The following is a 26,475-nucleotide window of genomic DNA, read 5'->3' on the forward strand; positions in this document are numbered from 1 at the left end:
CGTCTGCGCGGCCTCCGTCGAGTCCGTCCCTCTGGCGGACCGGGTCGCCTGGATGGGCGAGATCCACCCGGACGTCACGGTGGTGGGCGCCGTCGACGACACGCACATGGACGTGCATGATCCGGCGGTCTGGGACGCGCACATGACTGTCTTCAGGGCGGCCGTGCCCGAGCGCGTGGACGCGGTCTTCACGTCGGAGGCGTACGGGGAGGAGCTGGGCCGCCGCTTCGGCGCCGCCTCCGTGCTCGTCGATCCCGACCGCACCCTCTTCCCGGTCTCCGGCACCGCCGTGCGCAAGGACCCCGTCGGCTGCTGGGACTTCCTCCAGCCGCCCGTACGGGCCGGCCTCGCGCGCCGCGTCGTGGTCCTCGGCGCGGAGTCCACGGGCACCACCACCCTCGCCCGGGCGCTCGCCGCCCACTACCGGGCGCGCGGCGGGGTGTGGGCACGTACGGGGTACGTCGCCGAGTACGGGCGCGAGTACAGCGAGGACAAGCTCGCCGACCTGCGCGGACGGTGGCCCGGGGCCGCCTGGGAGGACGTCACCTTCACCACCGACGACTTCCCGCTCATCGCGAAGACCCAGAACGGCCGCGAGGAGGCCGCCGCCCGCGCCGGGTCCCCGGTGCTCTTCTGCGACACCGACTCCTTCGCCACCACCGTCTGGCACGAGCGGTACGTCGGCGGACGCAACCCCCTCGTCGAGGAGATCGCCGACCGGGTCGACCACCACCTGTGGCTGCTCACCGACCACGAGGGCGTCGCCTTCGAGGACGACGGACTGCGCGACGGCGAGGAGCTGCGCCCCTGGATGACCGACCGTTTCCGCGCCGAACTCACCCGTACCGGACGCCGGTTCATCGAGATGACCGGACCGCCCGAGGCGCGGCTCGTCGCAGCCGTCGCCGCCGTCGACGAACACCTCGCCACCGGCTGGGACTTCGCCGCACCTCTCCCGGAGAAGCGATGACCACCCCCGTCCCCGACGGCTACGACCCTCACGCCTACGCCCCGTTCGCCGTCACCGTCGACCTCGCCGTCTTCACCGTCCGCGCGGGCCGCCTGCACGTGCTGCTCGTCGAGCGCGGACAGGAGCCGTACGCCGGACGCTGGGCACTGCCCGGCGGATTCGTGCTCCCCGACGAGTCCGCCGAGACCGCGGCGGGACGCGAGCTCGCCGAGGAGACCGGCATCACCGACAGCGCCGGACTCCACCTGGAACAACTGCGCACCTACAGCGAACCGGACCGCGACCCGCGGATGCGCGTCGTCTCGGTCGCCTTCGCGGCCCTCGTCCCCGATCCGCCCGCGGTCCGCGCCGGCAGCGACGCGGCCCGCGCGGAATGGCTGCCGTACGGCACCGAGGGGTCGCTCGCCTTCGACCACGACCGGATCCTCGCCGACGCCCATGACCGCGTCTGCTCGAAGTTCGAGTACACCGGCCTCGCCACCGCCTTCTGCCCGCCCGAGTTCACCCTCGGCGAGCTGCGGCAGGTCTACGAGACGGTGTGGGGCGCCGACCTCGACCCGGCCAACTTCCGGCGCAAGGTGCTCGGCACCTCCGGCTTCGTCGAGGCGGTCCCCGGTGCCGCGCGCCTGACCGGCGGCCGGGGCAAACCTGCGGCCGTCTACCGGGCGGGCCCGGCCACCGCCCTGCACCCGCCCCTCCTGCGCCCCTCGACCGTCCCCTCGGAAGGAAAGCCCTCATGAAGCGTGCCGCCACCGGATCCCTCATAGGCCTCGCCCTGGGGGACGCGCTCGGCTTCCCGACCGAGTTCAACGACGTGCCGTCGATCCTCGCCAAGTGCGGGCCCTGGCGGGAGATGGAACTGCCCCGGCCCGCGATCGTCACGGACGACACGCAGATGACGCTGGCGCTCGGCCGAGGTCTGCGGACCGCCATGGACCGGGGACTGCTCGGGCCGAAGCGGATGGAGCGGCCGGTGCGCGAGGAGTTCGTGGAGTGGTACCAGTCGCCGGAGAACAACCGCGCGCCCGGCAACACCTGCCTCAAGGCCTGCTACCTCCTGAAGACCGGCAAGCCCTGGGAGGAGGCGAGCCAGATCCACTCCAAGGGCTGCGGCGCCAACATGCGCGTCGCGCCCATCGGGCTCGCCCCGGGCCTGAGCGACGAGCAGCGGGCGGGCGCGGCCCAGCTGCAGTCCGCGCTCACCCACGGCCACCCGACGGCCCTCGCCGCGTCCGACCTGACCGCGCACGCCGTGCGGCTGCTCGCGGAGGGCGCCGAGCCGACGGGCCTGGTCGGGCTGCTGCGCTCGTACGCCTACGAGAACCGGCAGACCTACCACGCGCGCTGGCTCGGCGAGCTGTGGACGCGGGACGACGACCCGACACCGGGGATGTTCATCGCCCGCGGCTGGGACGAGTGCCTCGCCGTCCTCGAACGCCTGGAGGCCGCGCTGAGGGACGCCAACCCGGAGACGGACCCCTGTCTGGCCACGGGCGAGGGCTGGATCGCCGAAGAGGCGCTCGCCACGGGCCTGCTGTGCTTCCTGCAGTTCGTGGACGAGCCCCTCACCGCCCTGCGCAGGGCCGCCTGCACCTCCGGCGACTCCGACTCCATCGCCTGCCTGGCCGGGGCCTTCGCGGGCGCCCACCTGGGCGCGGACGCCTGGCCCGCCGAGTGGGCCGAGCGGATCGAGTACCGGGGGGAGCTGCTGGAGCTCGGGGCGCTCTGGGACGGCGATGGCGCCCAGATCACCTAGGCCGCTGCCGCCGAAGCGCGCCGCACACGGAACAGGAAGTCCGCCACGCGCTCCCGGTCCGGCTCGGCGGGGAGCGGGGTGCGGGTGGCTGCCGCGTCGGCCTCCGCCGCGAGGCGCCGCATCCAGGACTCGACGTCCGCCCAGGACACCTCGCCGCGCTTGACCGCGAGCAGCGGCTCGCGGTCGTCGCCGACGTCGATCGTCAGCCTGCCGGTGCGCAGAAGGTCGCGGCAGCTCGTCAGAAGGCGCAGGAGATGCATGGCGTGCTTCCAGCGGGGTGCGCCGTGCAGGCGTACGTCCGCCTCCAGCTTTTTGTGCTGTCCGAGCGAGTAGCCCACGAAGGTGGTGTGGGCCTGACGGGACAGGAACGCGTCGCGCAGGTCCAGGAGCTCGCGGCCGGTGTCCGTCACGTGCTCCACGAGGGGGGAGTGCAGGCACTCCAGGACGTTCGGGTTGGCGCGCAGGGCCAGCTCGCAGAAGCGCTCCAGCTCCCAGCTGAACTGCTCCGGCGCCGGGCCGTCCACGTGCGTGGGCGGCTTCTCGAAGTGCCAGAAGAGCGGCGTGGGGGCCAGGAAGACGCCCCTGCGGTCGGTGTCACTGCCGTCCGTGGCCAGGCCGAAGGCGCGCGAGCCCATCACGCAGGCGTAGACGGTGTGGTCGCGTACGAGGTCCAGGTCGGTGTCCGTGGGGCGGTGCATGCCGGGAGCGTACGGCCACCGGCTAGCCGCGCGTGATCGAATTTCCGGTGACCTTGATGGTCTCCGGGGCGAGCGGGCGTGGCGCAGGGCCGCCCGCCACCGAGGCGTCCGCCACGCGGTACTTGCTGCCGTGGCAGGCACAGTTGATCGTGCCGTCCGCGACGTCGCTGACCGTGCAGCCCGAGTGCGTGCAGACCGCGGAGAAGGCCTTGAAGTCGCCCTCCTCGGGCTGGGTCACGACGATCTTCTCGTCCTTGAGCACCTTGCCGCCGCCGACCGGGATGTCGGAGGTCTTGGCCAACTCCTCCGCCTTGGGCGGGGGCTCGTCCTTCCCGTCCTTCCCGCCGGACTTCGAGGGCCCGGCAGAGGTGGCCTCCGCCTCCGACTTCGGCGGCTCCGGCTCCGCGCCCTCGTCCCCGTACTTGCTGCACCCGGCGGTCAGCGCGACCACGCCGCCCGCGGCGAGGACGGTGCGCCGTGACGGCGCTGCGCCGCTCATGTCGTCACCCCGAACGTACGGAAGAACCACAGGGCCGACGTCCACCAGACCACCGTGAGGACCACGAACACCAGACCGCCGATCACCGGAAGCAGCCAGCCCGGCAGCTTCTCCGAGCGCAGCAGCAGCATCTTGGCGCTGAACGCCCCGAAGAAGAAGCAGCCGAGCAGCGAGTGCCACATCACCCGCGACGAGTACGTCTGGTAGCCCAGGGCGTAGAGGCAGTGGACCGCCACCGGGACCGACACCAGGAACGCGATCCGCCCCGACCAGCGGTGCAGCGCCGACGACCAGGACGGCCCCGGCAGGCGCCCGTACACCATGAGCGCCGAGACGACCTGGACCAGCGCGAAGGCGAACGCCGTCGTGCCGAGCCAGGCCTTGACCGCGCTCGTGCTGCTGAACCCGGCCAGGTTGAAGGCGGTGCCCTCGGGGTCGTGCGACTTGCCGTACACCCCGAGGCCGACCGCGACCGCCCCGGCGACCAGGGCGGGGACGAGATAGCGCGCCGGGTGCGGGCGGCGGTGCTCACCCGCTCCCGGGGGCGGGCCGAAGCCGCCCTGGGTCGCGGCGTTCGGATCGACGCTCATGGTGGCTCCTGTGCTGGTCAGGGCTCGACGGGGCGGGCGGTGAGACGGTCGCCGTCGACCACGACGACGCCGGTCTCCGGGTCGAGGCGCGGGGCCGGCCGCGGCGTTCCGTCGCGCTTGACGATGCCGACCTGCCGTCCGTCGGGCAGGACGATCCAGCCGCCGTCGATCTCGGCGCCGCGCACCTCGGTGGTCGCGCGGTACAGACCGGACGGCTTCTTCGCCCTGGCGGCGGTGAAGTCCCGTGGCTGGTCGCCGACCTCGACCGTGCCGGTGACCGCGTTGCCGGCGAGCGTGCCCTCCAGCTTCGCGCCCTTCTTGCCGGTCAGGCGCATGGAGCCGTCGTCCTCGACGTTCCCCTTCAGCCAGGACTCCGCGTCGCGGCCGTTGCAGTAGTACGCGATGGCCTTGTCGTCACGGATCGAGATGGAGATCGCGGCGGCGTCGTCGGCCGTGCGGCCCGCGTACTCGGACTTGCCGGCCGGCTTCTTCGCGGGACTCTTCGACGGGCTGTTCGACGGACTTTTGGTGGGCGCGGGCGTGCTCTTGGTGGGCTTCGCGGAGGTGGGCGCGGGTGATGCCGCGCCGCCGGGCGAGTCCCCTCCGTACGACGAGTTGCCCGTCCCGGTCGTCGCGTTGAGCGACAGCATGAACAGGGCGAGCAGCAGCCCCCCGAGAAGCGTGTAGAGCGGTCCTGAGCGCTTCATGCGGCCTCCCCCGAGGCGTGGGCCTTGCCGGCCCCTCCATGCAAGCGGACCGTGCCCCCCGGCGTCCATAGTTGAACGGCCACCAATCGGGCCAAGTGGCGACAGGGGGCGATTCGGGTGACATTGACATGGTCTGAGGCGCGCGGCGTCCGTCTCGGCAGACGGGCGCCGCGCACCCGCCCCCCGGGCGCTGACTACCCTTGGTCCGCACAGCAGTCAGAGACACGCGAGCGAGGAGCAGCACAGTGGCGGTACGAGCGGTCCGGGGCGCCGTCCAACTGGAGCGGGACGCGGCCGACCACATGGACGAGCAGGTCAGCGAGCTGCTCACCGCCATCCTCGAGCGGAACGAGCTGACGCGGGACGACCTGATCAGCATCTGGTTCACCGCGACGCCCGACCTGCACAGCGACTTCCCCGCGGCGGCGGCCCGCAAGCTCGGCATCGTGGACGTCCCGCTGATCTGCGCGCAGGAGCTGCAAATCGACGGCGCCATGCCCCGGGTCGTCCGTGTCCTCGCGCACATAGAGTCCCCCAAGCCCCGCGCCGAGATCACGCACGTGTACCTCGGCGCCGCGGCCACCCTGCGCAAGGACATCGCCCAGTGAGAACCGCCCTCGTCATCGGCACCGGCCTGATCGGCACCTCCGCCGCCCTGGCCCTCGCGTCGCGCGGCGTGACCGTGCACCTCGCCGACCACGACCCCGGTCAGGCCCGCACGGCGGCCGCGCTCGGCGCCGGGACCGACGAAGCACCCGAGGGGCGGGTCGACCTGTGCGTCGTCGCCGTGCCGCCCGCGCACGTCGCCGCCACGCTGGCCGACGTCATGCGGCGCGACGCGGCCCGCGGCTACCTCGACGTGGCGAGCGTCAAGGGCGGCCCGCGCCGTGAGCTCGAAGCGCTCGGCGTCGACCTCACCCCGTACATCGGCACGCACCCCATGTCGGGGCGCGAGCGCAGCGGCCCGCTCGCCGGGACCGCCGACCTCTTCGAGGGACGGCCCTGGGTCCTCACGCCCACCCGCGACACCGACACCGAGGTCCTCAACCTCGCCCTGGAACTCGTTGCCCTCTGCCGTGCCGTGCCGGTCGTCATGGACGCCGACGCGCACGACCGCGCGGTCGCGCTCGTCTCGCACATGCCCCACCTGGTCTCCAGCATGGTCGCCGCCCGTCTGGAGAACGCCGAGGAGACGGCGGTGCGCCTGTGCGGCCAGGGCATCCGTGACGTCACGCGCATCGCCGCGTCGGACCCGCGGATGTGGATCGACATCCTGTCGGCCAACCCGGGGCCCGTCGCCGATCTGCTGTCCGCCGTCGCCACCGATCTCGACGAGACGGTGACGGCGCTGCGGGCGCTCCAGTCGGCGGACGACGCGAAGCGGCGCGAGGGCGCCGCGGGCGTCGAGAGCGTCCTGCGGCGCGGGAACGCCGGACAGGTCCGGGTGCCCGGCAAGCACGGGGCGGCGCCCACCGCGTACGAGGTCGTCGCGGTGCTCATCAACGACCAGCCGGGACAGCTGGCCAGGATCTTCGCCGACGCCGAGCGGGCCGGGGTGAACATCGAGGACGTCCGCATCGAGCACGCCACCGGGCAGCAGGCGGGCCATGTGCAGCTCCTCGTCGAGCCGAAGGCCGTGCCGGTGCTCGCGGCGGCCCTGCGGGAGCGGGGCTGGGCGATCCGGCAGTGAAGGCCCGGGGCATCCGGCAGTAAGAGGTGCGCGCGGGAGCCAGTAACCTTGTGCGGGGCGTGTCCGCGCCCCGCTACCCCGTCCCCGCGTCCTGAGAGAGGTTTCGCACCCCGTGGAAACCGTGGAAACCGCCGGTCCGGCGCCCGCAGCAGTGATCGTCGCCATCGACGGGCCCTCCGGCACGGGCAAGTCGAGCACCTCGAAGGCCGTCGCGGCCCAGCTCGCCCTGAGCTACCTGGACACCGGCGCGCAGTACCGCGCGATCACGTGGTGGATGGTGCACAACGGCATCGACCTGACGGACCCGACCGCCATCGCCGCGGTCGCGGGCAAGCCCGAGATCATCTCCGGCACCGACCCGCTCGCCCCGACCATCACGGTCGACGGCACGGACGTCGCGGGGCCGATCCGCACCACCGAGGTCACCTCCAAGGTCAGCGCCGTCAGCGCCGTCCCCGAGGTGCGCGCCCGCATCACGGAGCTGCAGCGCACCATCGCCGCCTCCGCCGAGAAGGGCATCGTCGTCGAGGGGCGTGACATCGGTACGACCGTCCTGCCCGACGCCGACCTGAAGATCTTCCTCACGGCCTCGCCCGAGGCCCGCGCCGCCCGCCGCAGCGGCGAGCTCAAGGGCGCCGACGTCGCCGCGACGCGTGAGGCGCTCATCAAGCGGGACGCGGCCGACTCCAGCCGCAAGACGTCGCCGCTCGCCAAGGCGGGCGACGCCGTCGAGGTGGACACCACCGAGCTCACGCTGCAGCAGGTCATCGAGTGCGTCGTCACCCTCGTCGAGGAGAAGCGGGCGGCGAAGTGACCGCGGCGCCGTCTCAGCGGGGTGCGGAGGTCGGCCGCCGCATCGGCGTCGGCCTCATGTACGGCCTGTGGAAGCCCCGCGTCCTCGGCGCCTGGAAGGTCCCAGTGACCGGCCCGGTGATCCTGGCCGTCAACCACTCCCACAACGTCGACGGCCCGATGGTGATGGGCACGGCGCCCAGGCCGACGCACTTCCTCATCAAGAAGGAAGCCTTCATAGGCCCCCTGGACCGCTTCCTGCGCGGCATCGGGCAGGTGAAGGTGGACCGTGAGATCGCCGACCGCACGGCGATCACCCAGGCCCTCGGCGTCCTCGACGACGGCGGCGTCCTCGGGATCTTCCCCGAGGGCACACGCGGCGAGGGCGACTTCGCCTCACTGCGCGCCGGCCTCGCGTACTTCGCCGTACGCAGCGGGGCGCCGATCGTCCCGGTGGCGGTGCTGGGAAGCACGGAGAAGCGCGGACGGTTGTGGAAGGGGCTGCCCCCGCTGCGGAGCAGGGTCGACGTCATCTTCGGCGACCCCTTCGAGGCGGGCGACGACAGCGGTCGGCGTACGCGCAAGGCCCTCGACGAGGCGACCGTGCGCATCCAGGAGCGGCTCACCGCCCACCTGGCCGACGCCAGGCGCCTGACCGGGCGCTGAGCGAGACTTTCAGTAGTGGATGGTCGCGAGACGGTCCACCGATCACGAATACGACAGAGGTACGGACTTCATGAACGACCAGATCCAGCCCGAAGGCTCGGCTGAACACGAGCACGGGGCGCTTGGCGACGCCGAGTACGCGGAGTTCATGGAGCTCGCCGCGGAGGAGGGCTTCGACGTCGAGGACGTCGAAGGCGCGATCGACGCGGCGGGCCACGGCCCGCTGCCCGCCCTCGCGGTGGTCGGCCGCCCGAACGTCGGCAAGTCGACCCTCGTCAACCGCATCATCGGCCGCCGCGAGGCCGTCGTCGAGGACCGCCCCGGCGTGACCCGCGACCGCGTGACGTACGAGGCGGAGTGGGCGGGCCGCCGCTTCAAGCTCGTCGACACCGGCGGCTGGGAGCAGGACGTCCTCGGCATCGACGCGTCCGTGGCCGCCCAGGCGGAGTACGCGATCGAGGCCGCCGACGCGGTCGTCTTCGTCGTGGACGCCACCGTCGGCGCCACCGACACCGACGAAGCCGTCGTGCGCCTCCTGCGCAAGTCCGGCAAGCCCGTCGTCCTGTGCGCCAACAAGGTCGACGGACCCTCCGGCGAGGCCGACGCCACCGCCCTGTGGGCGCTCGGCCTCGGCGAGCCGTACCCCGTCTCCGCGCTGCACGGCCGCGGCACCGGCGACATGCTGGACGCCGTCCTGGAAGCCCTTCCCGAGGCGCCCGAGCAGTCCTTCGGCGGCGGCATCGGCGGCCCGCGGCGCATCGCGCTCATCGGCCGCCCGAACGTCGGCAAGTCGTCGCTGCTCAACAAGGTGGCGAACGAGAACCGCGTGGTCGTCAACGAGCTCGCGGGCACCACCCGTGACCCGGTCGACGAGCTCATCGAACTCGGCGGCGTCGTCTGGAAGTTCGTGGACACCGCGGGCATCCGCAAGCGCGTCCACCTCCAGCAGGGCGCCGACTACTACGCCTCCCTGCGCACGGCGGCCGCCGTCGAGAAGGCGGAGGTCGCGGTCATCCTGATCGACGCCAGCGAGTCGATCAGCGTCCAGGACCAGCGCATCGTGACGATGGCCGTCGAGGCGGGCCGCGCCATCGTCGTCGCGTACAACAAGTGGGACACCCTCGACGAGGAGCGCCGCTACTACCTGGAGCGGGAGATCGAGACCGAGCTCCTCCAGGTCGCGTGGGCCCCCCGGGTCAACGTCTCCGCCGAGACCGGCCGCCACATGGAGAAGCTCGTCCCGGCGATCGAGACGGCCCTCGCGGGCTGGGAGACGCGCGTCCCGACGGGCCGCCTCAACGCCTTCCTCGGTGAGCTCGTGGCCTCCCACCCGCACCCGATCCGCGGCGGCAAGCAGCCCCGCATCCTCTTCGGCACGCAGGCGGGCACGAAGCCGCCGCGGTTCGTGCTGTTCTCCTCCGGCTTCATCGAGCACGGCTACCGCCGCTTCGTGGAGCGCAGGCTCCGTGAGGAGTTCGGCTTCGAGGGCACGCCGATCCACATCTCGGTGCGCGTGCGCGAGAAGCGCGGCCGCAAGAAGTAGGCACGGATGGACCAATGGGCCGGGCCCCGCCTTCGAGGAGAAGGCGGGGCCCGGCCCATTGGCGGTGATGCGGGCTGCTCAGAGCCCCCGGCGCGGCCCCGGCGGCAGCGCCGCGGGGAACTGCTGGTGCACCGTGCCGTGCTGCTCGTGACCGTGACGGGACACGTGAAGCTGGCTGAAGGTGTTGTTCCGGGGGTCGTGCCGGTCACCGGCACGGTGCATGCCGTACGACATGCCGCCGAACGACGTGAAGCCCAGGTCCTCCTCGCCGGTCCGGTCTCCCGGAAGGGCCTTGAACGACCTGCGGTACTCCGAGTAGAGCGCGTCGTAGATCGGTGTGGCCGAGTACTCGCCCCCCGTGTCCTGCGGCGCCGAACGCATCGACGGGATGGGGGTCTGGTACGCCGGCCGTGGGCGGGAGGGGTCGTATGTGTGCACGTATGTGCCAACGACCCCGTGCTCGTACGGATGCGGGGGCCGCGCCGCTTTCACGGGGCGCCGGGAGCGTGCCCGGCGCGCTCGTGCCCCGGTTCGGGGTGCCGGCGCGGCCCGCACGGGCTCAGGTGCCCGCGAGCGGCATCGCGGCCGCGACCAGACGCCCGTGCGTCGCCGCCTTGTCCAGGGCGCCGCGCAGCAGGTCCTCGCGGGGCTGGCGGCCGATGGAGCCGACCGGCGCCGCGAACAGGAGCACCGACTGCAGCTTGTTCGCCGCGGACCGCCACGCGTCGGTGACCTGGAGCGGGTGGTGGGCCTGCCACCAGGCGACGGGGGCGCCGCCGCCCGCGGCCGGCTGGAGCACCGCGTGCAGCTGGCCCGCGGCGAGCAGCACCGACCAGCCGTGCAGCACGGGGGGCACGTCGTCCAGCGAGGCCGCCGGGGTGAACCCCTGCTCGACCAGGAGCTGCAGGAAGTCGTCGCCGCCGCCGGGCGCGGACCCCGGGCGGGCGATGGCGCCGGTCGGCTCGACGACGAGGGCGGGATACAGCTCGCCGTCGATGAGGACGAGACCGCTGGTCACGCCGAGGACCGCCTGGTCGGGCACTCCTTCGGCGGGGCCGGGTCCCGCGACACCGGCGAGGCCGGTGCCCTCCTCACCGGTGATCGAGCGCACGGCACCCTGCAACTGCTCCTCGGAGACCTGGACGATCTGGGAGGGCAGGCAGGTGGCGTGCGCGAAGGCGAGTACGGCGGTCTCGTCGCCGATGAACAGGACGGTGCTGGTGCGTTCCTGCTCCGTGTCGCCCGGGGTCCGGCAGGACGTGCAGTCGTAACTGCCCGGGGCGTTCTCTCCGGCGAGCAGCCGGTCTGCTTCTTCGTCGCCGATCTCGGCGCGTACGTCGTCGCCGACGTCGAGCATGCGCGGCACGGGGGGCTCCTCGGAATCGTTGCGTGCGGACCGGGGGTGCCCGGCTCATAAGAAGACAACGGGCGATCAGTGGCGCAAGTCACGCGCGAAGGCGAACGGAATCGAACCATCCGCAGCGGAGGGTGAATCGCCCGACGGAATCCGTCACTCCGCGCCAACATCTGCCGCGTACAGGCAAGTTGTGCCGGTGAGCTGGGTCACAGATCGTCATGCTGACAGGTCGACAAATCGTGAAATCAGTGAATTAAGCGGCTGGCTTGAATTCGCCGATACTCCGGGTAACGGCCAACTGGCCTGGAATGACAAGGAGTTGGTTGATATCGGGGCGAGGAGGCGCCTAGATTCCACCGCCGTGTGCAGCGAGCACCGCTCGGGTACGTCCGCCGGCCGCACCAGGCAGCCAGCTCAAGCACCACGGCACGAACGTGCCGAACTCCGGCGGACGGGGTGGACGGGCCTCCGGCGCCAGATGCGCGCGGAGGTCCGGGCCACCTGGGGGACCCCGGGTCCTTCGAGAGGGATATTCATGTCCGCACGTCCCAAGTGCGTTCGCAGGACAGCAGTGATCGGCGGAGCGGCGTTGCTCGCCCCGCTGGGACTGCTCACCGCCACCGGCCAGGCCGCAGCGGCGGACAGCGGAGTGTGGGATCGCATCGCTCAGTGCGAGAGCGGCGGAAACTGGAGCATCAACACCGGGAACGGCTACTACGGAGGGCTGCAGTTCTCCGCGTCCACCTGGCGGGCGTACGGCGGAGGCGCCTACGCGGCGACCGCCGACAAGGCGTCCAAGGCGCAGCAGATCGCTGTCGCCACGAAGGTCCAGCGGGCCCAGGGGTGGGGCGCTTGGCCCAGTTGCTCGGCGCGGGCGGGTGCGTCCGGCAGCGCGCCGGGGGCGGCGGCCGCTCCGGCGGCCCCCAAGGCGGCCAAGGCTCCGCAGGCCCCCAAGGCGGCCGAGCAGCCCGCGAAGCCGCAGAACCGTACGCCGAGTCATGTCGGCCGGGGATCCGGACGCGGTGACTACACCGTTCGGCAGGGGGACACCCTCAGCCGGATCGCGGCCGCGCACGGCGTGAGCTGGCAGAAGGTGTACTCCGCCAACAAGGCGGTCATCGGCGGGAATCCGAACGTGATCCTGCCCGGGCAGCGGCTCGACCTCTGAGTTCCGCCCCTCCCGGGGCGTGGTCCCGCCCGGTCGTCCGACCGGGTGGGGCCTCGCCTGTGGCGGCGCGGCACGGCTTCTCGCCGCGGTGGCGCTGCCTAGCTTGGGCGGATGTACCCGATGCCGATCAAGAGTCTTCGGTCGCTGTGGCCCGCTGGTCTGGTCATCGCCGCTGTCACCTCACTGCTGCTGCCCGCGCCCGCGACCGCGCAGGCCGCTCCGGCTCCGGCCGCGCCCCTGCCGGGGCCCAGGGCCGCCGCCGAGGCGCTCGAATGCTCCCGGACCAAGGGCCCCTGGAACTGCCTCGCACACTGCGAGAGCACCGGCCGGTGGCATGTGAACACCGGGAACGGCTTCTACGGAGGGCTGCAGTTCCGGCAGTCCACCTGGGAGGAGCACGGCGGGCTCAAGTACGCGCCGCGTGCCGATCTCGCCACCAAGAAGGAGCAGATCAAGGTCGCCGAGGCCGTGGTGCGCAACCAGGGGTGGAATGCCTGGCCCGTCTGCTCCAAGAAGATCCCCAAGGAGGTCCGGGACGGCTACTTCGCCGTGCACGTCGTGAAGGCGGGGGAGACGCTGAGCTCCATCGCGCGGCGGTACGAGGTGCGGGGCGGCTGGCAAGCCCTGTATCAAGCCAACCGCAAGGTGGTGGGCAGCGAGCCGGACAGGCTGGGCGTCGGTACCAGGCTGGTCATCCCGGGGAAGTCCCCGGCGAAGCCGAAGCCTGGGGGGACCGCGAAGCCCGGGGGGCCGGCGAAGCCTTCGAAGCCTGCCGAGCCGACGAAGCCGGCCGGGTCGAGCAAGCCTTCGAAGACTGCCGAGCCTTCGAAGACCCCCAAGCCTTCAGGGACTCCCGAGCCCTCGGAGACGCCCAAGCCCTCAGAGACCCCCCAGCCCTCAGAGACCCCCAAGGCCTCAGAGACCCCCAAGGCCTCGGAACCCCCCAAGTCCACGGGGGCTTCGGAGCCCGAGCCTGCCGCGAGCCCTGAGCCCGTCAGGACCGCCTCCGGCGGCTGAGTTCGGTTGCCTCGCCGCTGAACACGACCTCGCCACGGCGTAGTTCGTGCACCACCACTGCCGTCCGTCCCGCGTGTCCGCGCAGGCCGGGCGGCAGGCGTTGTTCGGCGGTCAGGACGCAGGCGTGCGCGCTCAGGCCCACCAGGAGGTCGTACGTACGTGACGCGACGGAGGGGGACATCCCCTGGGTGGGTTCGTCGATGAGGATGATCCGGGCGTGGGGCTTCAGGAGGGCGCGGGAGAGCGCCAGCATGCGTTGCTCGCCGCCGGAGAGGGTGCCCGCGCGGCGGGAGAGGAGAGGGCGCAGCTCCGGGTACGCGTCCAGGGCCGGGGTGAGGTCGGGGGCGGCCTCGGGGCCCGCCAGGCCGAGGTTCTCGGAGACCGTGAGGTGGCTGAACACGGCTGGTCCGTCCGGTACGAAGCACAGGCCCCGCGTCGCGCGTTCGTGAGCGGTGAGCCGGGTGACGTCGGCTCCGTCCCAGGTGACGGCCCCGGCGGTGAGGCGCGCGGTGCCTGCCAGGGCCCGCAACGCCGTGGTGCGGCCCGAGCCGTTGCGGCCCAGGAGGACGGTGAGGCCGGGGGCGGGGGCGGCGAGGGTCACGCCGTGCAGTGCTTCGAGGGGGCCGTAGCGGACCCGGGCCGTGTGGAGTTCGATGCCGTTTCTCATGGGGCCGCCCTGTGGAGGACTTCGGCCGGGGGGCCTGAGGTGACGATGCGGCCTGCCGCCATGACGTGCACGGTGTCGGCCAGGTCCGCGATGAGGTCGAGGTCGTGTTCGACCACGAGGAGGGCCATGCCGTCGGCGGCCAGGGCGCGCAGTACGCGGACCAGCGCGGCCACCTCGGCGGTGTCCAGGCCCGCTGCCGGTTCGTCCAGGAGGAGGGTGTGGGGGCGGCCTGCGAGGGCTCGGGCCAGTTCCACGCGCCTGAGGGTGCCGGTGGGGAGGTCCGCGGCGGGGTGGTGACGGGTCGTGGGGTAGTGGAGGGCGAGGAGGCGCAGGGCTTGGGCGGTGGCGGCGGTGTTGGTCCGGGGGTACGGGAAACTCTGCTGATCCGCTCCGACTTGGACGTTCTCCGCGATGGTCAGGGACGGGAACACAGCCACCTGCTGGAACGTGCGGGCCAGGCCAAGGCGGGTCCGGGTGTGGGCGGGGGCACGGGTGATGTCCCGGCCCGCGAAGGTGATGCGGCCCGCGGCGGGGCGAAGGGTGCCGGCCAGGCAATGGAAGAGGGTGCTCTTACCTGCGCCGTTGGGCCCGACAACGGCGGTGATGTGACCCGGGGGCACGGAGAGGGACACACCGCCGAGGGCGGTGAAGCCGTCGTCGTAGGTGGCGGTGATGTGGTGGGCGGTGAGGGCGCGCTGCGGGCGTGGGCTTCCGTGACGGGTCCGGCTGGGGCGCGGGGCGGCCTCGGATCGCCCGCCCCCGCCGTCCGAAGGCGAACGCGCGGCTGCCGCGGCTCCGAAGCCCCGCGAACCACGCTCGGGACGAACCTCCGCAACCGCCTCCTCCGACGAAAGAGGCGTCTGCGCCCTGGCGCCACCTTCCGCGGCTCCGGGGACGCTCTGACGGCTCGCCTGCTCACCGTGGGGCGACCGCTCGGACGGTCGGGTGAGGGCTTTCCGCCAGGGGAGCCGTTGGGTGAGGCCGGCCAGTGCCCCGCTGGGGGCCGATCTCAGTGGGTGGGGGATGGGTTGCTGTTTGTTGCGGGGGGATTGGGTGAGGGCGGGGGGAGTTGGGGGCAGGGTCGTTCGGGTTTGGTGGCCCAAGGGGGTCAGTGTGGGGCGGCGGGACAGGCGGGCGGTGAGGGAACGCAGCGCTTCGTAGGGGCCGCCGGGGAAGCGGCCCGTCAGGACCGCGAGGACGCCGATCAGGGCGGCGGCCACACCGCCCCGCGTCCCCGCGTCCAGGCCCACCAGAAGCGCCGCCGCCAGCAGGGCCCCGAGGAGGCTGTCGGCGCCCAGGACCACCACCGCCGCGAACCACAGGAGCCCCCGCACGGGGTCGTACGCGGCGGGGTCGAAGGCCCGTAACCCCATGCCCAGCATCCCGCCCCCCAGCGCGGCGAGACCCGCGCCGGTCACGAACGCCGTGAGCTTCAGGCCCCGTACCGGCACCCCCGCGGCCGACGCCCCCGCCTCGTGATCCCGCATCGCGGCGAGGGCGCGCCCCATGCGGCCCCGGCGCATCCCGGCCGCGAAGAGCAACGCCGCGGCAAGGAGGAGCAGTTCCAGGACGTAGTACGCGCGGTCGCTGACGAAACCCGCCGGGCGGTCCAGGGCGAGGCCCGACGTCGCGTACGGCTGGGCGAACACGAAGCGGCTGACGCCCACGCCGACCGCGAACGTCGCCAGGGCGAGCGCGAGGCCCCGGCGGCTGATCGCGGGCCAGCCGGTGAGGAGGCCGAGGGGGGCCACCAGGAGGACGGCCACGGCCAGGGCGGGGAGGTGGGGGAGTTCGGGCAGGCCCGGGAAGCGGCCCGCAGTGAGGAGCGCCGTGAAGAGCGCGCCCAGACCGGCGTACGCCGCCTGGCCCAGGGAGATCTGGCCGCCCCTGCCGGTGACGACCACCAGGGAGAGGAGCACGACGGCGAGCGCCGGCACCTGCACGGACGTCGTCAGGTCCGAGCCCGCGAAGCCCAGGGGGATGAGGAAGAGGACCGCGGCCACGATCCACGCGCCCGGCGGCGTGGGAACGCGCGCCGTAGCCGTGCGGGGAAGCGTGCTGTGCGAGCCGACGCCCGGAAGCACGAGGGCCGCGACGAGGAGAGCGACGACGAAGAGGTTCGCTCCCAGGGACTGCAGGAGGGGCTCCGCCCAGCCCGACGGGTGCAGGCGGGTCAACTGGCTCTGCGCCACGCCGAGTCCGAGGGCCACCGTGACCGCGACGGACAGGCTCCGCATACGGGCCGCCACCGCCACCGCCACCACTTCCATCACGAGCAGCGGCATGCCGTAGGGGTCGAGGCGTACGAAGGGGGCCAGCAGCACGCCGGTGAGCCCCGCCGTGAAGGCGCCGAACGCCCAGCCCGCCGACGCCACCCGGTCCGCGTCGATGCCGCTGAGGACGGCGAGGGGGCGGTTGTCGACCACCGCCCGCAGCTCGCTGCCGAAGCGGGTCCAGCGGGTCACCGCCCAGACCGAGGCAGCGAGCGCCACCGTCACCGCCAACTGCACCCAGGGGTCCCCCGGCACGAGGGTCGGCGCGTCCGCCTTCGCTCCCGGCCCCCAGACCAGCGCGGCGCCCCCGACCAGCAGGACGAAGACGCCGATGGACGCCACCAGGGTCTGGGCCGGGTCGCTGCCCAGGATCGACAGGGGGCGGAAGACCGCCTTCTCCAGGAGCAGGCCGATGGCCGGGGCGATCAGGAGGAGCGTGACCGCGGCGGCCAGGGGCAGCGGCCAGTCCCACTCCACCGTCAACTGGCGCAGGACGTACGCGCAGAGCATCGCCATCGCGCCGTGGGCGAAGTTGAGGACGCCGGTCGCGCGGTACGTGACGATCAGGCCGATGCCGGTGAGTGCCGCGGCGCTGCCGACCGCGAGCCCGGCCAGCGTCAGGTCGTAGCTCAGGGAGGCCACCGGATCATCGCTCCGGAGACGGGGGAGACGGGGGAGACGGGGGAGACGCGGGAGGCGGGGGAGACGGCGTGATCGGGGTCGGCCGCGGTTCGCAGATGGGGCACGGGCTCAGGTCGCCGGTCGCGAGGATGTGGGCGTCCGCGGGGACCGCTTCCGGCTTCTCCGCCACCAGGGGGCAGTCCGCGCGGTGCCAGAGCGTGCCGCCGGGGATCATCAGGAGGTCGCCGCTGCTCGCCACCGGGGCCGCTCGCTCCGTCGTGGCGGCGGACGAACCCGCCGTCACCAGGAGCTCGTACAGTTCCTCGACGCGGGCCTTGGCCAGCGTGCTTCTGCCGTGCGCGAAGAGCACCGCCCCGGCGACGATCAGCGCCGCGCCGGGCACGGTGCACGACGCGAGATACGGGAGCTGCCGCTCGGCGAAGCGTTCGCCGGACGTTCCGTACCAGCCGACCACGCACAGCACCGCGCCCGCGGCGAGGGCGGCGAAGGCGACCCAGAGGACGGGGCGCACGGCACGGAGCCGGGCCGAACGGTCTGTCTGATCCGGTTGAGCCGCCCGCATCTGCGCCCCCTGGGACACGTTCGTAGCGTCGGTGGGCTGTCCATGTCAGCCGATGGCTTGCACTATGCCTTCTGCAAGCTGACCCTGAAAGCTCCGGGCCCGGGCGGCCCGGACCGACACCGGTGGTGAGCCAGATGGTTTTCTGGACCAGCCCCAAGCGGGGGAGCGATCTCAGGCGGGGAAGGGTGCGGAGCGCGGCCCTCGCGGCAGCCGCGGTCCTGCTGCTCGCGCCGGCCGCCGTGGCATGCGGTGACGACAGCGGCGGGGGCGGCGACAGCGATCCGCCCGAGCCGTCCACGGACCGGACGAGCCAGGAGGCCTCTTCACCGGCGCCCGAAGAGGACGAAACCGAGGAGCCCGCGGAGGACGAGCCCGCCGATCCGGCGGCGGCCGAGAAGGAGGTCAAGGAGAACTTCGAGAAGTTCTTCGACCCTGCCGTCCCCCTGAAGGAGAAGGAGGCCGTCCTGGAGGACGGGGCGAAGATGCGGGGCGTCCTGGAGAGCTTCAACGGCGACGAGCGCGGCAAGCAGGTCAGCGCCGACGTCAACAAGGTCGAGTTCAGCTCGGCGACCGAGGCGGACGTGACGTACGCCCTGACCCTGAAGGGTGCCACCGCGCTGCCCGACGCCTCGGGCACCTCCGTCAACCAGGACGACACCTGGAAGGTGTCGGTCAAGACTCTGTGCGCCCTGGTGAAGCTGAGCGGCAATGAGTCGCCCGGCCCGGGTTGTTGAGGCGCTGGCCGTAGCCGCGCTGCTCGTGGCGGTGGCGGGGTGCGGCAGCCGGCTCCCCGAGAGCGACTTCGAGGGCAGGAGCACGGCGCCCGCCCCGCCGGGGGCGCCGGTCCGGGTCGGCATCATCACCAGCGCGACGAGCCCGGTCGGCGGCTCCGCCTTCACCGGGCCCCGGGACGGGGCCAAGGCGTACTTCGAGCGGCTGAACGCGCGGGGCGGGATCGACGGACGCAAGGTCGAGGTGCGCACGTGCGACGACGGCGGCAGCGGCGTCGGCAACAACGAGTGCGTGGACAAACTGGTCGAGGAGGAGCGTGTCGTCGCGCTCGTCGCCACCAGCTCCCTCGACTACGCGGGCGCCTCGCGCGTCTCCCGCGCGCGCGTGCCCGACGTCGGGGGCCAGCCGATCGGGTCCGCGTACGACACCTATCCGCATCTGTACGGGATCTACGGCAGCCTCGCCCCGCGCGACGGGAAGCCCGGCTGGGGCGGCAAGCTGATCGGCGGGACCGAGGTCTACCGCTACTTCAAGCGGGAGCAGGGGGCGCGGACGGCCGCCGTCGTCTCCTACAACCAGGCCGCCTCCGCCGCGTACGCCCGGCTCGTCACCCGGGGCCTGAAGGCCGAGGGCTACAAGGTGGTCACCGAGCAGGTCGACTTCGCGCTGCCCAACTTCCGCGCGGCGGCGGCCGATCTGAAGGAGCAGGGCGCCGACCTCGTCTTCGACGCCATGGACACGCACGGCAACGCCCAGCTGTGCGAGGCGATGGACGACGTGGGCGCCGACGTCACCGCCAAGGTCACCAACGTCCAGAACTGGACCTCGGCCGTCGCCGACGACTACAAGGACGCCCCGCGCTGCCGCAACGCCCTGTGGGCCACCGGCGCGAGCCGGAACTACGAGGAAACCGGCCAACCTGCCGTACGGGAGTTCCGCGACGCCATGAAGGGGCACAAGGATCTGTCGCAGTGGCAACTGGAGGGGTGGGCGGCAGCCATGTGGTTCACGGACGCGGCGAAGTCGTGCCGGGGCGACGTCACGCGCGCATGTGTCGACCGCTTCATGAACCGCGGCGAGTCCTACACGGCGCGTGGGCTGCTGCTCCCGGTGAGGTACGAGGAGCGGGCGCGGCCGCCCGACACCCGTAGGACGTGTGTGTCGGTGGCCCGCTGGAAGGACGGTGAGGGCTGGGTCACACAGGGAGACATGGACGACAACTGCTTCGACGTGCCGCAGCTCTCCTACCAGCCATGATGCGTGTACCTAGCAGGAGAGTTCCCGAAAGCGGATACCGATGGCACAACTGTTCAAGAACAAGATGATGATGAAACCCAACCCTGTGGCCGTAATCCCCGTCTAACCCTGCGGTAGGCGGACGAGAAGGACTGTCCGCGGGGAAGCGTGGGATACGGGGACGCATGCACATCTCTTTCCTGATTCACAACGCGTACGGCATCGGCGGGACGATCCGGACGACGTACAACTTGGCGAACACACTCGCCGAGCAACACGACGTCGAGATCGTCTCCGTCTTCCGGCACCGCGACGAACCCGTGTTCGCGCCCGACTCCCGCGTCAGGCTCAGCCACCTCGTCGACATGCGCAAGGAAAGCCCCGGCTACGAGGGGGAGGCCGCCGACGCCCTGCGGCCCGCCAGGACCTTCCCCAGTGCCGAAGGGCGCTACGACCAGTACAGCGCCCTCACCGACCGGCGCATCGCCGAGCATCTCTCCTCGGTCAGCGCCGACGTGGTGGTCGGAACGCGTCCCGGTCTGAACGTGCACCTCGCGCGCGAGACCGCGCGCGGCCCGCTGCGGGTCGGCCAGGAGCACCTCACCCTCGACAGCCACTCCAAGGAACTGCGCCGTCAGCTGCGCAGCGTCTACCCCCGCCTCGATGTCCTGACCACGACGACCGAGGCCGACGCCCGCGCCTACCGCCGCAAGATGCGCCTGCCCGGAGTCCACGTCCAGGCCGTGCCCAACCCCGTGCCCGCGCCCGGCATAGAGCCCGCCGACGGCAATCAGAAGTGGGTCGTCGCGGCAGGCAGGCTCGCCCCCGTCAAGCGGTACGACCTGCTGATACGGGCCTTCGACCAGGTGCGCGCCGAGCGCCCCGACTGGCGGCTTCGGATATACGGCGGCGGCAAGCAGAAGGACAAGCTGCGCGCCCTGATCGACGAACTGGGCCTCTACAACCACGTCTTCTTGATGGGACCCGCCCACCCCATCGAGCCCGAGTGGGCCAAGGGCTCCATCGCGGCCGTCACCTCCAGCCTGGAGTCCTTCGGCATGACGATCGTCGAGGCGATGCGCTGCGGGCTGCCCGTGGTCGCCACCGACTGCCCGCACGGTCCCGGCGAGATCATCGACAACGGTGTCGACGGACGCCTCGTCGAGGTCGGCAACCCCGACGCGATCGCGGGCGGACTGCTCGAACTGATCAACAACGACACGCTGCGCAGGCAGATGGCGGACGCCGCCCTGGAGGACTCCGAGCGCTTCGACCCGGCCCGCATCGCCGAGCGCTACGACGCGATGTTCACCGGGATGATCGCCCGCGGCAGCTCCTTCGGCGGCCGGATGCGCGGCACACTGCACCGCACCCGCGGCGCGCTCCTGAACGGCGCCTACGCGGTACGCGACATCGGACACGGGGTACCGACCAGCGGCATACAGACGAAGGGATCCACCGCATGACGGCCTTGGCCACCTCGGACGCCTCATCGCCCTGCGGCACCGGTGCCGATCATGACGTCGCCGCAACCCCGCGCGCCGACTGCATAGCCGACTCCGCGGGCGGTCTGACCTTCGACGTCACCGACCCCGGAGGCGAGGGCGCCGCCTATCTGCTGCTGCGCCGCCGCGACGCCGCCTCCACCGACGAGGACGTACGCCTGCCGCTCTCCCCGGCCGCCGACGGCCGGCTGCGGGCCGCGCTGCCCAGCAGCGTCGAGCTGGCCGAGGGCCGCTGGAACGCCTACGCGGAGGTCGGCGGCGCCACCCCGCGCCGCCTGGCGCCCGGCGTCAACGACCTGCGCTCGCTGGTGGACCGCGCCCCCAGCGGCGCCCGCGGCCACATCGCCGTCCGCATCCCGTACGCGACCAAGCAGGGCAACCTCTCCGTGCGCAGCTGGCTGCGCGCCCCGCACGCGGAGATCGGCGAGCTGGAGATCACCGGTGTCGCGGTGACCGTGCAGGGCCGCGTGTATGGCACCGCGCTGACCGGCGCCGCGTACGCCGAGGCGACCCGCCGCGCCGAGCCCGAGAAGGCCGAGCGCTACGAACTGACCTCGAACGGCGCGGAGTTCAGCTTCGAGCTGCGGTGCGACGTGCTCGCGGACAGCGGCGTCGGCCCCTGGGACCTCTGGCTGCGTCCGGCGGGGGAGAGCGGCCCGCGTATCCGGCTGGCCCGGCTCCTGGACGACATCCCGGACAAGAAGCAGATCTTCACCTACCCGGCGGTCCGGCTCGACACCGCGGAGCACGGCCCGCTGGAGGCGGGGCCGTACTACACGAACGACAACGACCTCTCGATCCGCGTCCGCGAGGCGAACACGGCCGAGGGCTGACCCAGGGGACATGTCTCCAAGGGCCGGAGCCCTCGCGGACCGTGGCTGTCCGCGACGCCGGGCACAATCGGCCCCATGTTGGAGACCTCCGCACGGCTGCTCCGCCTGCTCTCGCTGCTGCAGGCCCACCGCGACTGGTCGGGCGCGGACCTGGCCGACCGGCTCGGCGTCACCCCGCGCACCGTACGGCGCGACGTGGACCGGCTCCGCGAGCTCGGCTACCCCGTCAACGCCAGCCCCGGCACGGGCGGCGGCTACCAGCTCGGTGCGGGCGCGGAGCTGCCCCCGCTGCTCCTGGACGACGAGGAGGCGGTCGCGGTAGCCGTCGGCCTGCGCACCGCGGCGGGGCAGGGCATCGAGGGCATCGGCGAGACCTCCGTACGCGCCCTGACCAAGCTGGAGCAGGTCCTGCCGAGCAGGCTGCGGCGCCGGGTGGCAGCGCTGACGGCGTTCACCGTGCCCATGCTGCGCACCCCGCGGCAGCAGACCGTCGACCCCTCCGTCCTGACCGAACTCGCCCACGCCTGCCGGGACGCGGAGCGGCTGCGCTTCGACTACCTCGACCACGGCGGCAGTTCGACCCGCCGCACCGTCGAACCGCACCGCATCGTCTGCACCGAGCGCCGCTGGTACCTCGTGGCCTGGGACGTCGACCGCGACGACTGGCGCACGTTCCGCGCGGACCGCATCACGCCGAGGCCGCCGCACGGACCGCGCTTCGCGCCGCGCACCCCGCCCGCCGACGACCTCGCCGCGTACGTCTCCAAGGGCGTCTCCACCCGCGGGTACGCCGCCCAGGCGGTGTTCCGGCTCCTGGTGCCCCTGGAGGAGGCGGCCCAGCGGGTCACCCCGTCGGACGGCACCCTGGAGGCCGAGACCCGGCACAGCTGTCTGTTGCGCACGGGCGCCATGAGCCTGGACGTCATGGTGATCCACGTGCTCCTGATGGGCTTCGAGTTCGAGGTCGTCGAGCCGGCGGACTTCACCGAGCGGATCAGCTCGGCGAGGGACCTCCTGAGCCGGGCCCTGGACCGGGGTGTTCGGTCTGCGGGTCCGGATACTGCGACTGGGGCGGATGGAACGCCGCGTACTCCGGATGGTGCAGGTCGAACGCCGGGGACTCCGAGCGGATCCGGGGCAGCGTGACGAAGTTGTGGCGCGGCGCCGGGCAGGCCGTGGCCCACTCCAGGGAGCGGCCGAAGCCCCACGGGTCGTCGGCGTCGACCTTCTTGCCGTACTTGGCGGTCTTCCAGATGTTGTAGAGGAACGGCAGCGTGGACATGCCGAGCAGGAACGCCCCGATGGACGAGACGGTGTTGAGCGCCGTGAAGCCGTCCGCCGCCAGGTAGTCCGCGTAACGCCGTGGCATGCCCTCGGCGCCCAGCCAGTGCTGGACGAGGAACGTCACGTGGAAGCCGATGAAGAGCGTCCAGAAGTGGATCTTGCCGAGTCTCTCGTCGAGCATCTTCCCGGTGAGCTTGGGCCACCAGAAGTAGAAGCCGCCGAAGGTCGCGAAGACGACGGTGCCGAACACGACGTAGTGGAAGTGCGCCACGACGAAGTACGTGTCGGTGACATGGAAGTCGAGGGGCGGCGAGGCCAGGATGACGCCGGTGAGCCCGCCGAAGAGGAAGCTCACCAGGAAGCCGACCGACCACAGCATCGGCGTCTCGAACGACAGCGACCCCTTGAGCATCGTCCCCGTCCAGTTGAAGAACTTCACGCCCGTGGGGACCGCGATGAGGAAGGACATGAAGGAGAAGAAGGGCAGAAGCACCGCGCCCGTCGCGAACATGTGGTGCGCCCACACGACGACGGAGAGGCCGGTGATGGCCATCGTCGCGCCGATCAGGGGCAGGTAGCCGAAGATCGGCTTCCTGCTGAACACCGGGATGATCTCGGAGATGATCCCGAAGAACGGCAGCGCGATGATGTAGACCTCGGGATGCCCGAAGAACCAGAAGAGGTGCTGCCACAGCAGCGCACCGCCGTTCTCCGAGGCGAAGACCATGGAGCCGAAGCGGCGGTCCGCCTCCAGGACGAGCAGCGCGGCGGCCAGGACGGGGAAGGCGAGCAGCACCAGGATCGACGTGAACAGGACGTTCCAGGTGAAGACGGGCATCCGGAACATCGTCATCCCCGGCGCCCGCATCCCGATGATGGTCGTCAGGAAGTTCACCGAGCCGAGGATCGTGCCGAACCCGGAGAGCGCGAGGCCCATGATCCACAGGTCGGCGCCCACTCCCGGTGTCCGCTCCATGCTGTTGAGCGGCGCGTAGGCGAACCAGCCGAAGGAGGCGGGGCCGCTGGGCACCAGGAGCGAGCCGAGCACCATCAGGCCGCCGAAGAGGAACAGCCAGTACGACAGCATGTTGAGCCGCGGGAAGGCCACGTCCGGGGCGCCGATCTGCAGCGGCATGATCTCGTTGGCGAAGCCCGCGAACGTCGGCGTCGCGAACAGCAGCAGCATGATCGTGCCGTGCATGGTGAACGCCTGGTTGAACTCCTCGTTGGTCATCAGCTGCAGCCCGGGACGGGCCAGCTCGGCCCGCATCATCAGTGCCATCAGACCCGCGACGAGGAAGAACACGAACGACGTGACCAGGTACAGGTGACCGATCTTCTTGTGGTCGGTGGTGGTCAGCCAGTCCACGAGCACCCGGCCCGGAGTCCTCTGCCGGACCGGCGGTGCCGTCGCGCTTGCGGTCTCAGTCCCCATCGCTCGCCCCTTCGCCGTCACGCCACCGGTCCTGTTCGAAGCACCCGCCATGATGCTCGCGTCGCACCCGGCTCCGACAGGGGGCGTACGGGCCCGCTGTGCTGGAATCTTGAATTCCCTATGCGTCGTCACCTCTCGCCGAGGGCCCTGCATTCGGAAATGAGGGAGGTGCGAAAAAGGCGAGTCGGCGATCTGTTCGCCGCGCTATTGAGGTGGTATCGGGGCCCCGCCGAAGGGCCCGCCGGAAATCCGCTAATGGCAGGGGAACAACTCCACAACCGCCCGTACGTGTGACGGAGTTAAGGGGAAACGGGCGTCGTGATCCTGTGACAGAAGCGTGACCGGAGAGGGACCGGTGACGCATGGTGTCCGGCTACGGCCTTCCGTGGCCGCGCCGAGCCGCCTAACGTGGCGGCCATGGCACCTATACCGACCCCTCCCGCCGAACCCCAGGACAGCTTGGACGCCTACGTCGGCCTCGCGGCCGACGGCGCCGAGCGGCAGGCCCGCGAGCGTGGCTGGTCCACCGTCAGGTCGCTGCCGCCGGGCGCGATCATCACCATGGAGTACCTCGCGGGGCGGCTCAACTTCGAGGTCAAGGAAGGCGTCGTGATCCGCTGCTGGAAGGGCTGACCCCCGGCGAGGCGTGACCACGGCACGGCGAAAGGCCCCGGTTCCTGGACGGAACCGGGGCCTTCGCGATGCGGGGGATGGTTGTGCGTACCGGCCCCCGCTGTCCTGGGGCTAGCCGCCCGCGACGGGGCGGGGCGACGTGGCGGCGCGTGTGGCGCGCTCGGAGTGCGGCGGGCGGCGGCTGCCCGCCGGGGTGACCGGGCTGCGCTCGGAGCGCGGTGTGTGCGGGCCCGGGGCGAGGTAGGCCGGGGCGCGGGCGGGGCGCGCGGCGCCGACCGGCTCGCGGAGCGGGGGCTCGTCGGCGGGAGCGGGCGTGGGCTGCGGAACCCTGGCCGGGGCGGGGGCCGCCGGTCCCGCGAGTCCGGCGCGACGGGAGCGCCACAGGTCCCGCAGGCTGAAGATCCAGCCCTCGACCTGGGTGAGCAGCGGCTCCACCCAGGGCAGCGCGAGCAGGACGAGCAGACCCGCGGCCCAGCCGAGGAAGACATCGCTCAGCCAGTGCGTGCCGAGGTACACGGTGGTCAGGCCGACGCTGAGGGAGACCACGGCGGAGAGCGCCGAGAGGTAGCGGCGGGTGCGCGGGGTGGAGGCCATATAGGCCAGGATTCCCCAGGTCACGACGGCGTTGGCGGTGTGTCCTGAGGGGAATATGTCGCCGCCGAGCCACATCTCGTTGGCGCCGATCGTGGTGGCGTAGTGCGGGCCGAGGCGGCCCATGCCGATCTTGGCGGCGCCGACCGTGACGTTCAGGAGCAGCAGGGCGGCGCCGAACGTCAGGAGCGGGCGGATCGTGTGCTGACGCCAGGAGCGCCAGCCGAGCCAGGCCGCGACCATCACGGCGGTCGGGCCGCGCTGGCCGAGGACCACCCAGTAGTCGAGGAAGGCGTGGATCTCGGGCCACTGCTGGTAGGGCCGGAAGAACATGACCTGCCAGTCGAACCGCACCAGCCACGACGTGGTCAGCACGGCGACCACGATCGCGAGGTAGAAGGCCAGGGTCGCGCTGAAGAGCACGATCCTGTGCCTGCTCATCCTCGGCAGATCGAGGCCGGCCGGTCGTTCCGGCTCACGGTCGAGCCGGGCGAAGACCCGGTCCAGACGGGTGAGGTTTCGTTCGGTACGCACCCAATCGACGTTACAGCGAGTGAGTGCGGGACTAGGCCGAATCAGTGGCTTTGTGATGACGATGTGATGTGGCATTGATCTCAGGCGGGGGTTTA

The 26,475-nt window shown here is 72.0% G+C and carries 26 protein-coding genes and 1 pseudogene; 16 read left to right on the forward strand and 11 right to left on the reverse strand.

Features of this window, described 5'->3' with window-relative positions; all coding sequences use genetic code 11:
• The 3 genes from ACWFRU_RS25405 to ACWFRU_RS25415 all read left to right on the forward strand — a co-directional run.
• Positions 1 to 970 (forward strand): AAA family ATPase (locus ACWFRU_RS25405; RefSeq protein ID WP_453690479.1); only part of this gene is annotated, 970 nt, incomplete at its 5' end.
• On the forward strand, positions 967 to 1,710 hold the full coding sequence (locus tag ACWFRU_RS25410) for an NUDIX hydrolase (RefSeq protein ID WP_453690480.1): 744 nt from the start codon (positions 967 to 969) through the stop codon (positions 1,708 to 1,710). The genes ACWFRU_RS25405 and ACWFRU_RS25410, both read left to right, overlap by 4 nt.
• Positions 1,707 to 2,726: an ADP-ribosylglycohydrolase family protein gene (locus tag ACWFRU_RS25415; RefSeq protein ID WP_453690481.1), complete on the forward strand. Its 1,020-nt coding sequence runs from the start codon at positions 1,707 to 1,709 to the stop codon at positions 2,724 to 2,726. The genes ACWFRU_RS25410 and ACWFRU_RS25415 overlap by 4 nt, the downstream gene beginning before the upstream one ends.
• Here ACWFRU_RS25415 and ACWFRU_RS25420 read toward each other — a convergent pair.
• The 4 genes from ACWFRU_RS25420 to ACWFRU_RS25435 are packed head-to-tail and all read right to left on the reverse strand — an operon-like array spanning position 2,723 to position 5,220.
• Entirely contained in the window at positions 2,723 to 3,424 is a 702-nt protein-coding gene (locus ACWFRU_RS25420) for a nucleotidyltransferase domain-containing protein (protein ID WP_453690482.1), read from the reverse strand. The genes ACWFRU_RS25415 and ACWFRU_RS25420 overlap by 4 nt on opposite strands.
• Before the next feature lie 22 nt (positions 3,425 to 3,446).
• Positions 3,447 to 3,923: a Rieske (2Fe-2S) protein gene (locus ACWFRU_RS25425; protein ID WP_453690483.1), complete on the reverse strand. Its 477-nt coding sequence runs from the start codon at positions 3,921 to 3,923 to the stop codon at positions 3,447 to 3,449.
• Positions 3,920 to 4,513 (reverse strand): DUF6529 family protein, encoded by a 594-nt coding sequence (locus ACWFRU_RS25430; RefSeq protein WP_453690484.1) that lies wholly within the window; start codon positions 4,511 to 4,513, stop codon positions 3,920 to 3,922. Before ACWFRU_RS25430 ends, ACWFRU_RS25425 begins: the two co-directional genes overlap by 4 nt.
• Positions 4,514 to 4,530: 17 nt before the next feature.
• On the reverse strand, positions 4,531 to 5,220 hold the full coding sequence (locus ACWFRU_RS25435) for a hypothetical protein (protein ID WP_453690485.1): 690 nt from the start codon (positions 5,218 to 5,220) through the stop codon (positions 4,531 to 4,533).
• A 245-nt stretch (positions 5,221 to 5,465) separates the two neighbouring features.
• Here ACWFRU_RS25435 and aroH point away from each other — a divergent pair, with 245 nt between their 5' ends.
• The 5 genes from aroH (at position 5,466) to der (ending at position 9,911) form a co-directional block, all read left to right on the forward strand.
• On the forward strand, positions 5,466 to 5,828 hold the full coding sequence (gene aroH / locus ACWFRU_RS25440) for a chorismate mutase (RefSeq protein ID WP_453690486.1): 363 nt from the start codon (positions 5,466 to 5,468) through the stop codon (positions 5,826 to 5,828).
• Positions 5,825 to 6,910: a prephenate dehydrogenase gene (locus ACWFRU_RS25445; RefSeq protein WP_453690487.1), complete on the forward strand. Its 1,086-nt coding sequence runs from the start codon at positions 5,825 to 5,827 to the stop codon at positions 6,908 to 6,910. The genes aroH and ACWFRU_RS25445 overlap by 4 nt, the downstream gene beginning before the upstream one ends.
• Before the next feature lie 112 nt (positions 6,911 to 7,022).
• Positions 7,023 to 7,724, forward strand: a complete 702-nt coding sequence (gene cmk, locus ACWFRU_RS25450) for a (d)CMP kinase (protein ID WP_453690488.1) — start codon at positions 7,023 to 7,025, stop codon at positions 7,722 to 7,724.
• The gene (locus ACWFRU_RS25455; RefSeq protein ID WP_453690489.1) at positions 7,682 to 8,368 is read left to right on the forward strand and encodes a lysophospholipid acyltransferase family protein; all 687 of its coding nucleotides are present in this window, start codon (positions 7,682 to 7,684) and stop codon (positions 8,366 to 8,368) included. The genes cmk and ACWFRU_RS25455 overlap by 43 nt, the downstream gene beginning before the upstream one ends.
• Positions 8,369 to 8,438: 70 nt before the next feature.
• Positions 8,439 to 9,911, forward strand: a complete 1,473-nt coding sequence (gene der, locus ACWFRU_RS25460; protein WP_453690490.1) for a ribosome biogenesis GTPase Der — start codon at positions 8,439 to 8,441, stop codon at positions 9,909 to 9,911.
• Positions 9,912 to 9,989: 78 nt separating this feature from the next.
• Here the strand turns inward: der and ACWFRU_RS25465 are convergent, their stop codons facing one another.
• Both ACWFRU_RS25465 and ACWFRU_RS25470 read right to left on the reverse strand, forming a co-directional pair.
• Positions 9,990 to 10,292, reverse strand: a complete 303-nt coding sequence (locus tag ACWFRU_RS25465) for a hypothetical protein (protein ID WP_453690491.1) — start codon at positions 10,290 to 10,292, stop codon at positions 9,990 to 9,992.
• Between the two features lie 178 nt (positions 10,293 to 10,470).
• Entirely contained in the window at positions 10,471 to 11,277 is an 807-nt protein-coding gene (locus tag ACWFRU_RS25470; protein ID WP_453690492.1) for a hypothetical protein, read from the reverse strand.
• 526 nt (positions 11,278 to 11,803) lie between these two features.
• Here ACWFRU_RS25470 and ACWFRU_RS25475 point away from each other — a divergent pair.
• Complete coding sequence (locus ACWFRU_RS25475; protein WP_453690493.1) at positions 11,804 to 12,436, forward strand: LysM peptidoglycan-binding domain-containing protein; 633 nt, start codon at positions 11,804 to 11,806, stop codon at positions 12,434 to 12,436.
• 111 nt (positions 12,437 to 12,547) lie between these two features.
• Positions 12,548 to 13,453, forward strand: coding sequence for a transglycosylase family protein (locus ACWFRU_RS25480; RefSeq protein ID WP_453690494.1), 906 nt, complete (start codon positions 12,548 to 12,550; stop codon positions 13,451 to 13,453).
• On the opposite strand, the gene ACWFRU_RS25485 is transcribed toward ACWFRU_RS25480, so the two are convergent.
• The 3 genes from ACWFRU_RS25485 to ACWFRU_RS25495 are packed head-to-tail and all read right to left on the reverse strand — an operon-like array spanning position 13,431 to position 17,597.
• A complete protein-coding gene (locus ACWFRU_RS25485) occupies positions 13,431 to 14,120 on the reverse strand; it encodes an ATP-binding cassette domain-containing protein (RefSeq protein ID WP_453690495.1) in 690 nt (229 codons plus the stop codon). The genes ACWFRU_RS25480 and ACWFRU_RS25485 overlap by 23 nt on opposite strands.
• The gene (locus ACWFRU_RS25490; protein ID WP_453690496.1) at positions 14,117 to 17,035 is read right to left on the reverse strand and encodes an ABC transporter permease subunit; all 2,919 of its coding nucleotides are present in this window, start codon (positions 17,033 to 17,035) and stop codon (positions 14,117 to 14,119) included. Before ACWFRU_RS25490 ends, ACWFRU_RS25485 begins: the two co-directional genes overlap by 4 nt.
• Before the next feature lie 4 nt (positions 17,036 to 17,039).
• Positions 17,040 to 17,597 carry a hypothetical protein gene (locus ACWFRU_RS25495; protein WP_453690726.1) on the reverse strand — a complete coding sequence of 186 codons (558 nt, stop codon included), beginning with the start codon at positions 17,595 to 17,597 and terminating at the stop codon, positions 17,040 to 17,042.
• Positions 17,598 to 17,782: 185 nt separating this feature from the next.
• Between ACWFRU_RS25495 and ACWFRU_RS25500 the strand changes: the two genes are divergently transcribed.
• The 5 genes from ACWFRU_RS25500 to ACWFRU_RS25520 all read left to right on the forward strand — a co-directional run bounded on the left by ACWFRU_RS25500 (position 17,783) and on the right by ACWFRU_RS25520 (position 23,049).
• Positions 17,783 to 18,331, forward strand: coding sequence for a hypothetical protein (locus ACWFRU_RS25500; protein ID WP_453690497.1), 549 nt, complete (start codon positions 17,783 to 17,785; stop codon positions 18,329 to 18,331).
• Complete coding sequence (locus ACWFRU_RS25505) at positions 18,306 to 19,586, forward strand: ABC transporter substrate-binding protein (RefSeq protein ID WP_453690498.1); 1,281 nt, start codon at positions 18,306 to 18,308, stop codon at positions 19,584 to 19,586. Before ACWFRU_RS25500 ends, ACWFRU_RS25505 begins: the two co-directional genes overlap by 26 nt.
• A gap of 164 nt (positions 19,587 to 19,750) precedes the next feature.
• Entirely contained in the window at positions 19,751 to 21,031 is a 1,281-nt protein-coding gene (locus ACWFRU_RS25510; protein WP_453690499.1) for a glycosyltransferase family 4 protein, read from the forward strand.
• Positions 21,028 to 21,903: a hypothetical protein gene (locus tag ACWFRU_RS25515; RefSeq protein ID WP_453690500.1), complete on the forward strand. Its 876-nt coding sequence runs from the start codon at positions 21,028 to 21,030 to the stop codon at positions 21,901 to 21,903. Before ACWFRU_RS25510 ends, ACWFRU_RS25515 begins: the two co-directional genes overlap by 4 nt.
• Before the next feature lie 75 nt (positions 21,904 to 21,978).
• Entirely contained in the window at positions 21,979 to 23,049 is a 1,071-nt protein-coding gene (locus tag ACWFRU_RS25520; RefSeq protein WP_453690501.1) for a helix-turn-helix transcriptional regulator, read from the forward strand.
• Position 23,050: 1 nt separating this feature from the next.
• On the opposite strand, the pseudogene ctaD reads toward ACWFRU_RS25520, so the two are convergent.
• Positions 23,051 to 24,775 (reverse strand): annotated as a pseudogene (ctaD, locus tag ACWFRU_RS25525) (aa3-type cytochrome oxidase subunit I); the annotation flags it as partial.
• 264 nt (positions 24,776 to 25,039) lie between these two features.
• Here ctaD and ACWFRU_RS25530 point away from each other — a divergent pair.
• The gene (locus tag ACWFRU_RS25530) at positions 25,040 to 25,255 is read left to right on the forward strand and encodes an I78 family peptidase inhibitor (protein WP_453690502.1); all 216 of its coding nucleotides are present in this window, start codon (positions 25,040 to 25,042) and stop codon (positions 25,253 to 25,255) included.
• Positions 25,256 to 25,366: 111 nt separating this feature from the next.
• Here ACWFRU_RS25530 and ACWFRU_RS25535 read toward each other — a convergent pair whose 3' ends face one another.
• Positions 25,367 to 26,380: a phosphatase PAP2 family protein gene (locus tag ACWFRU_RS25535; protein ID WP_453690503.1), complete on the reverse strand. Its 1,014-nt coding sequence runs from the start codon at positions 26,378 to 26,380 to the stop codon at positions 25,367 to 25,369.
• Positions 26,381 to 26,475 lie beyond the last annotated feature (95 nt).

Source organism: Streptomyces sp. NPDC055099, from assembly GCF_053607685.1.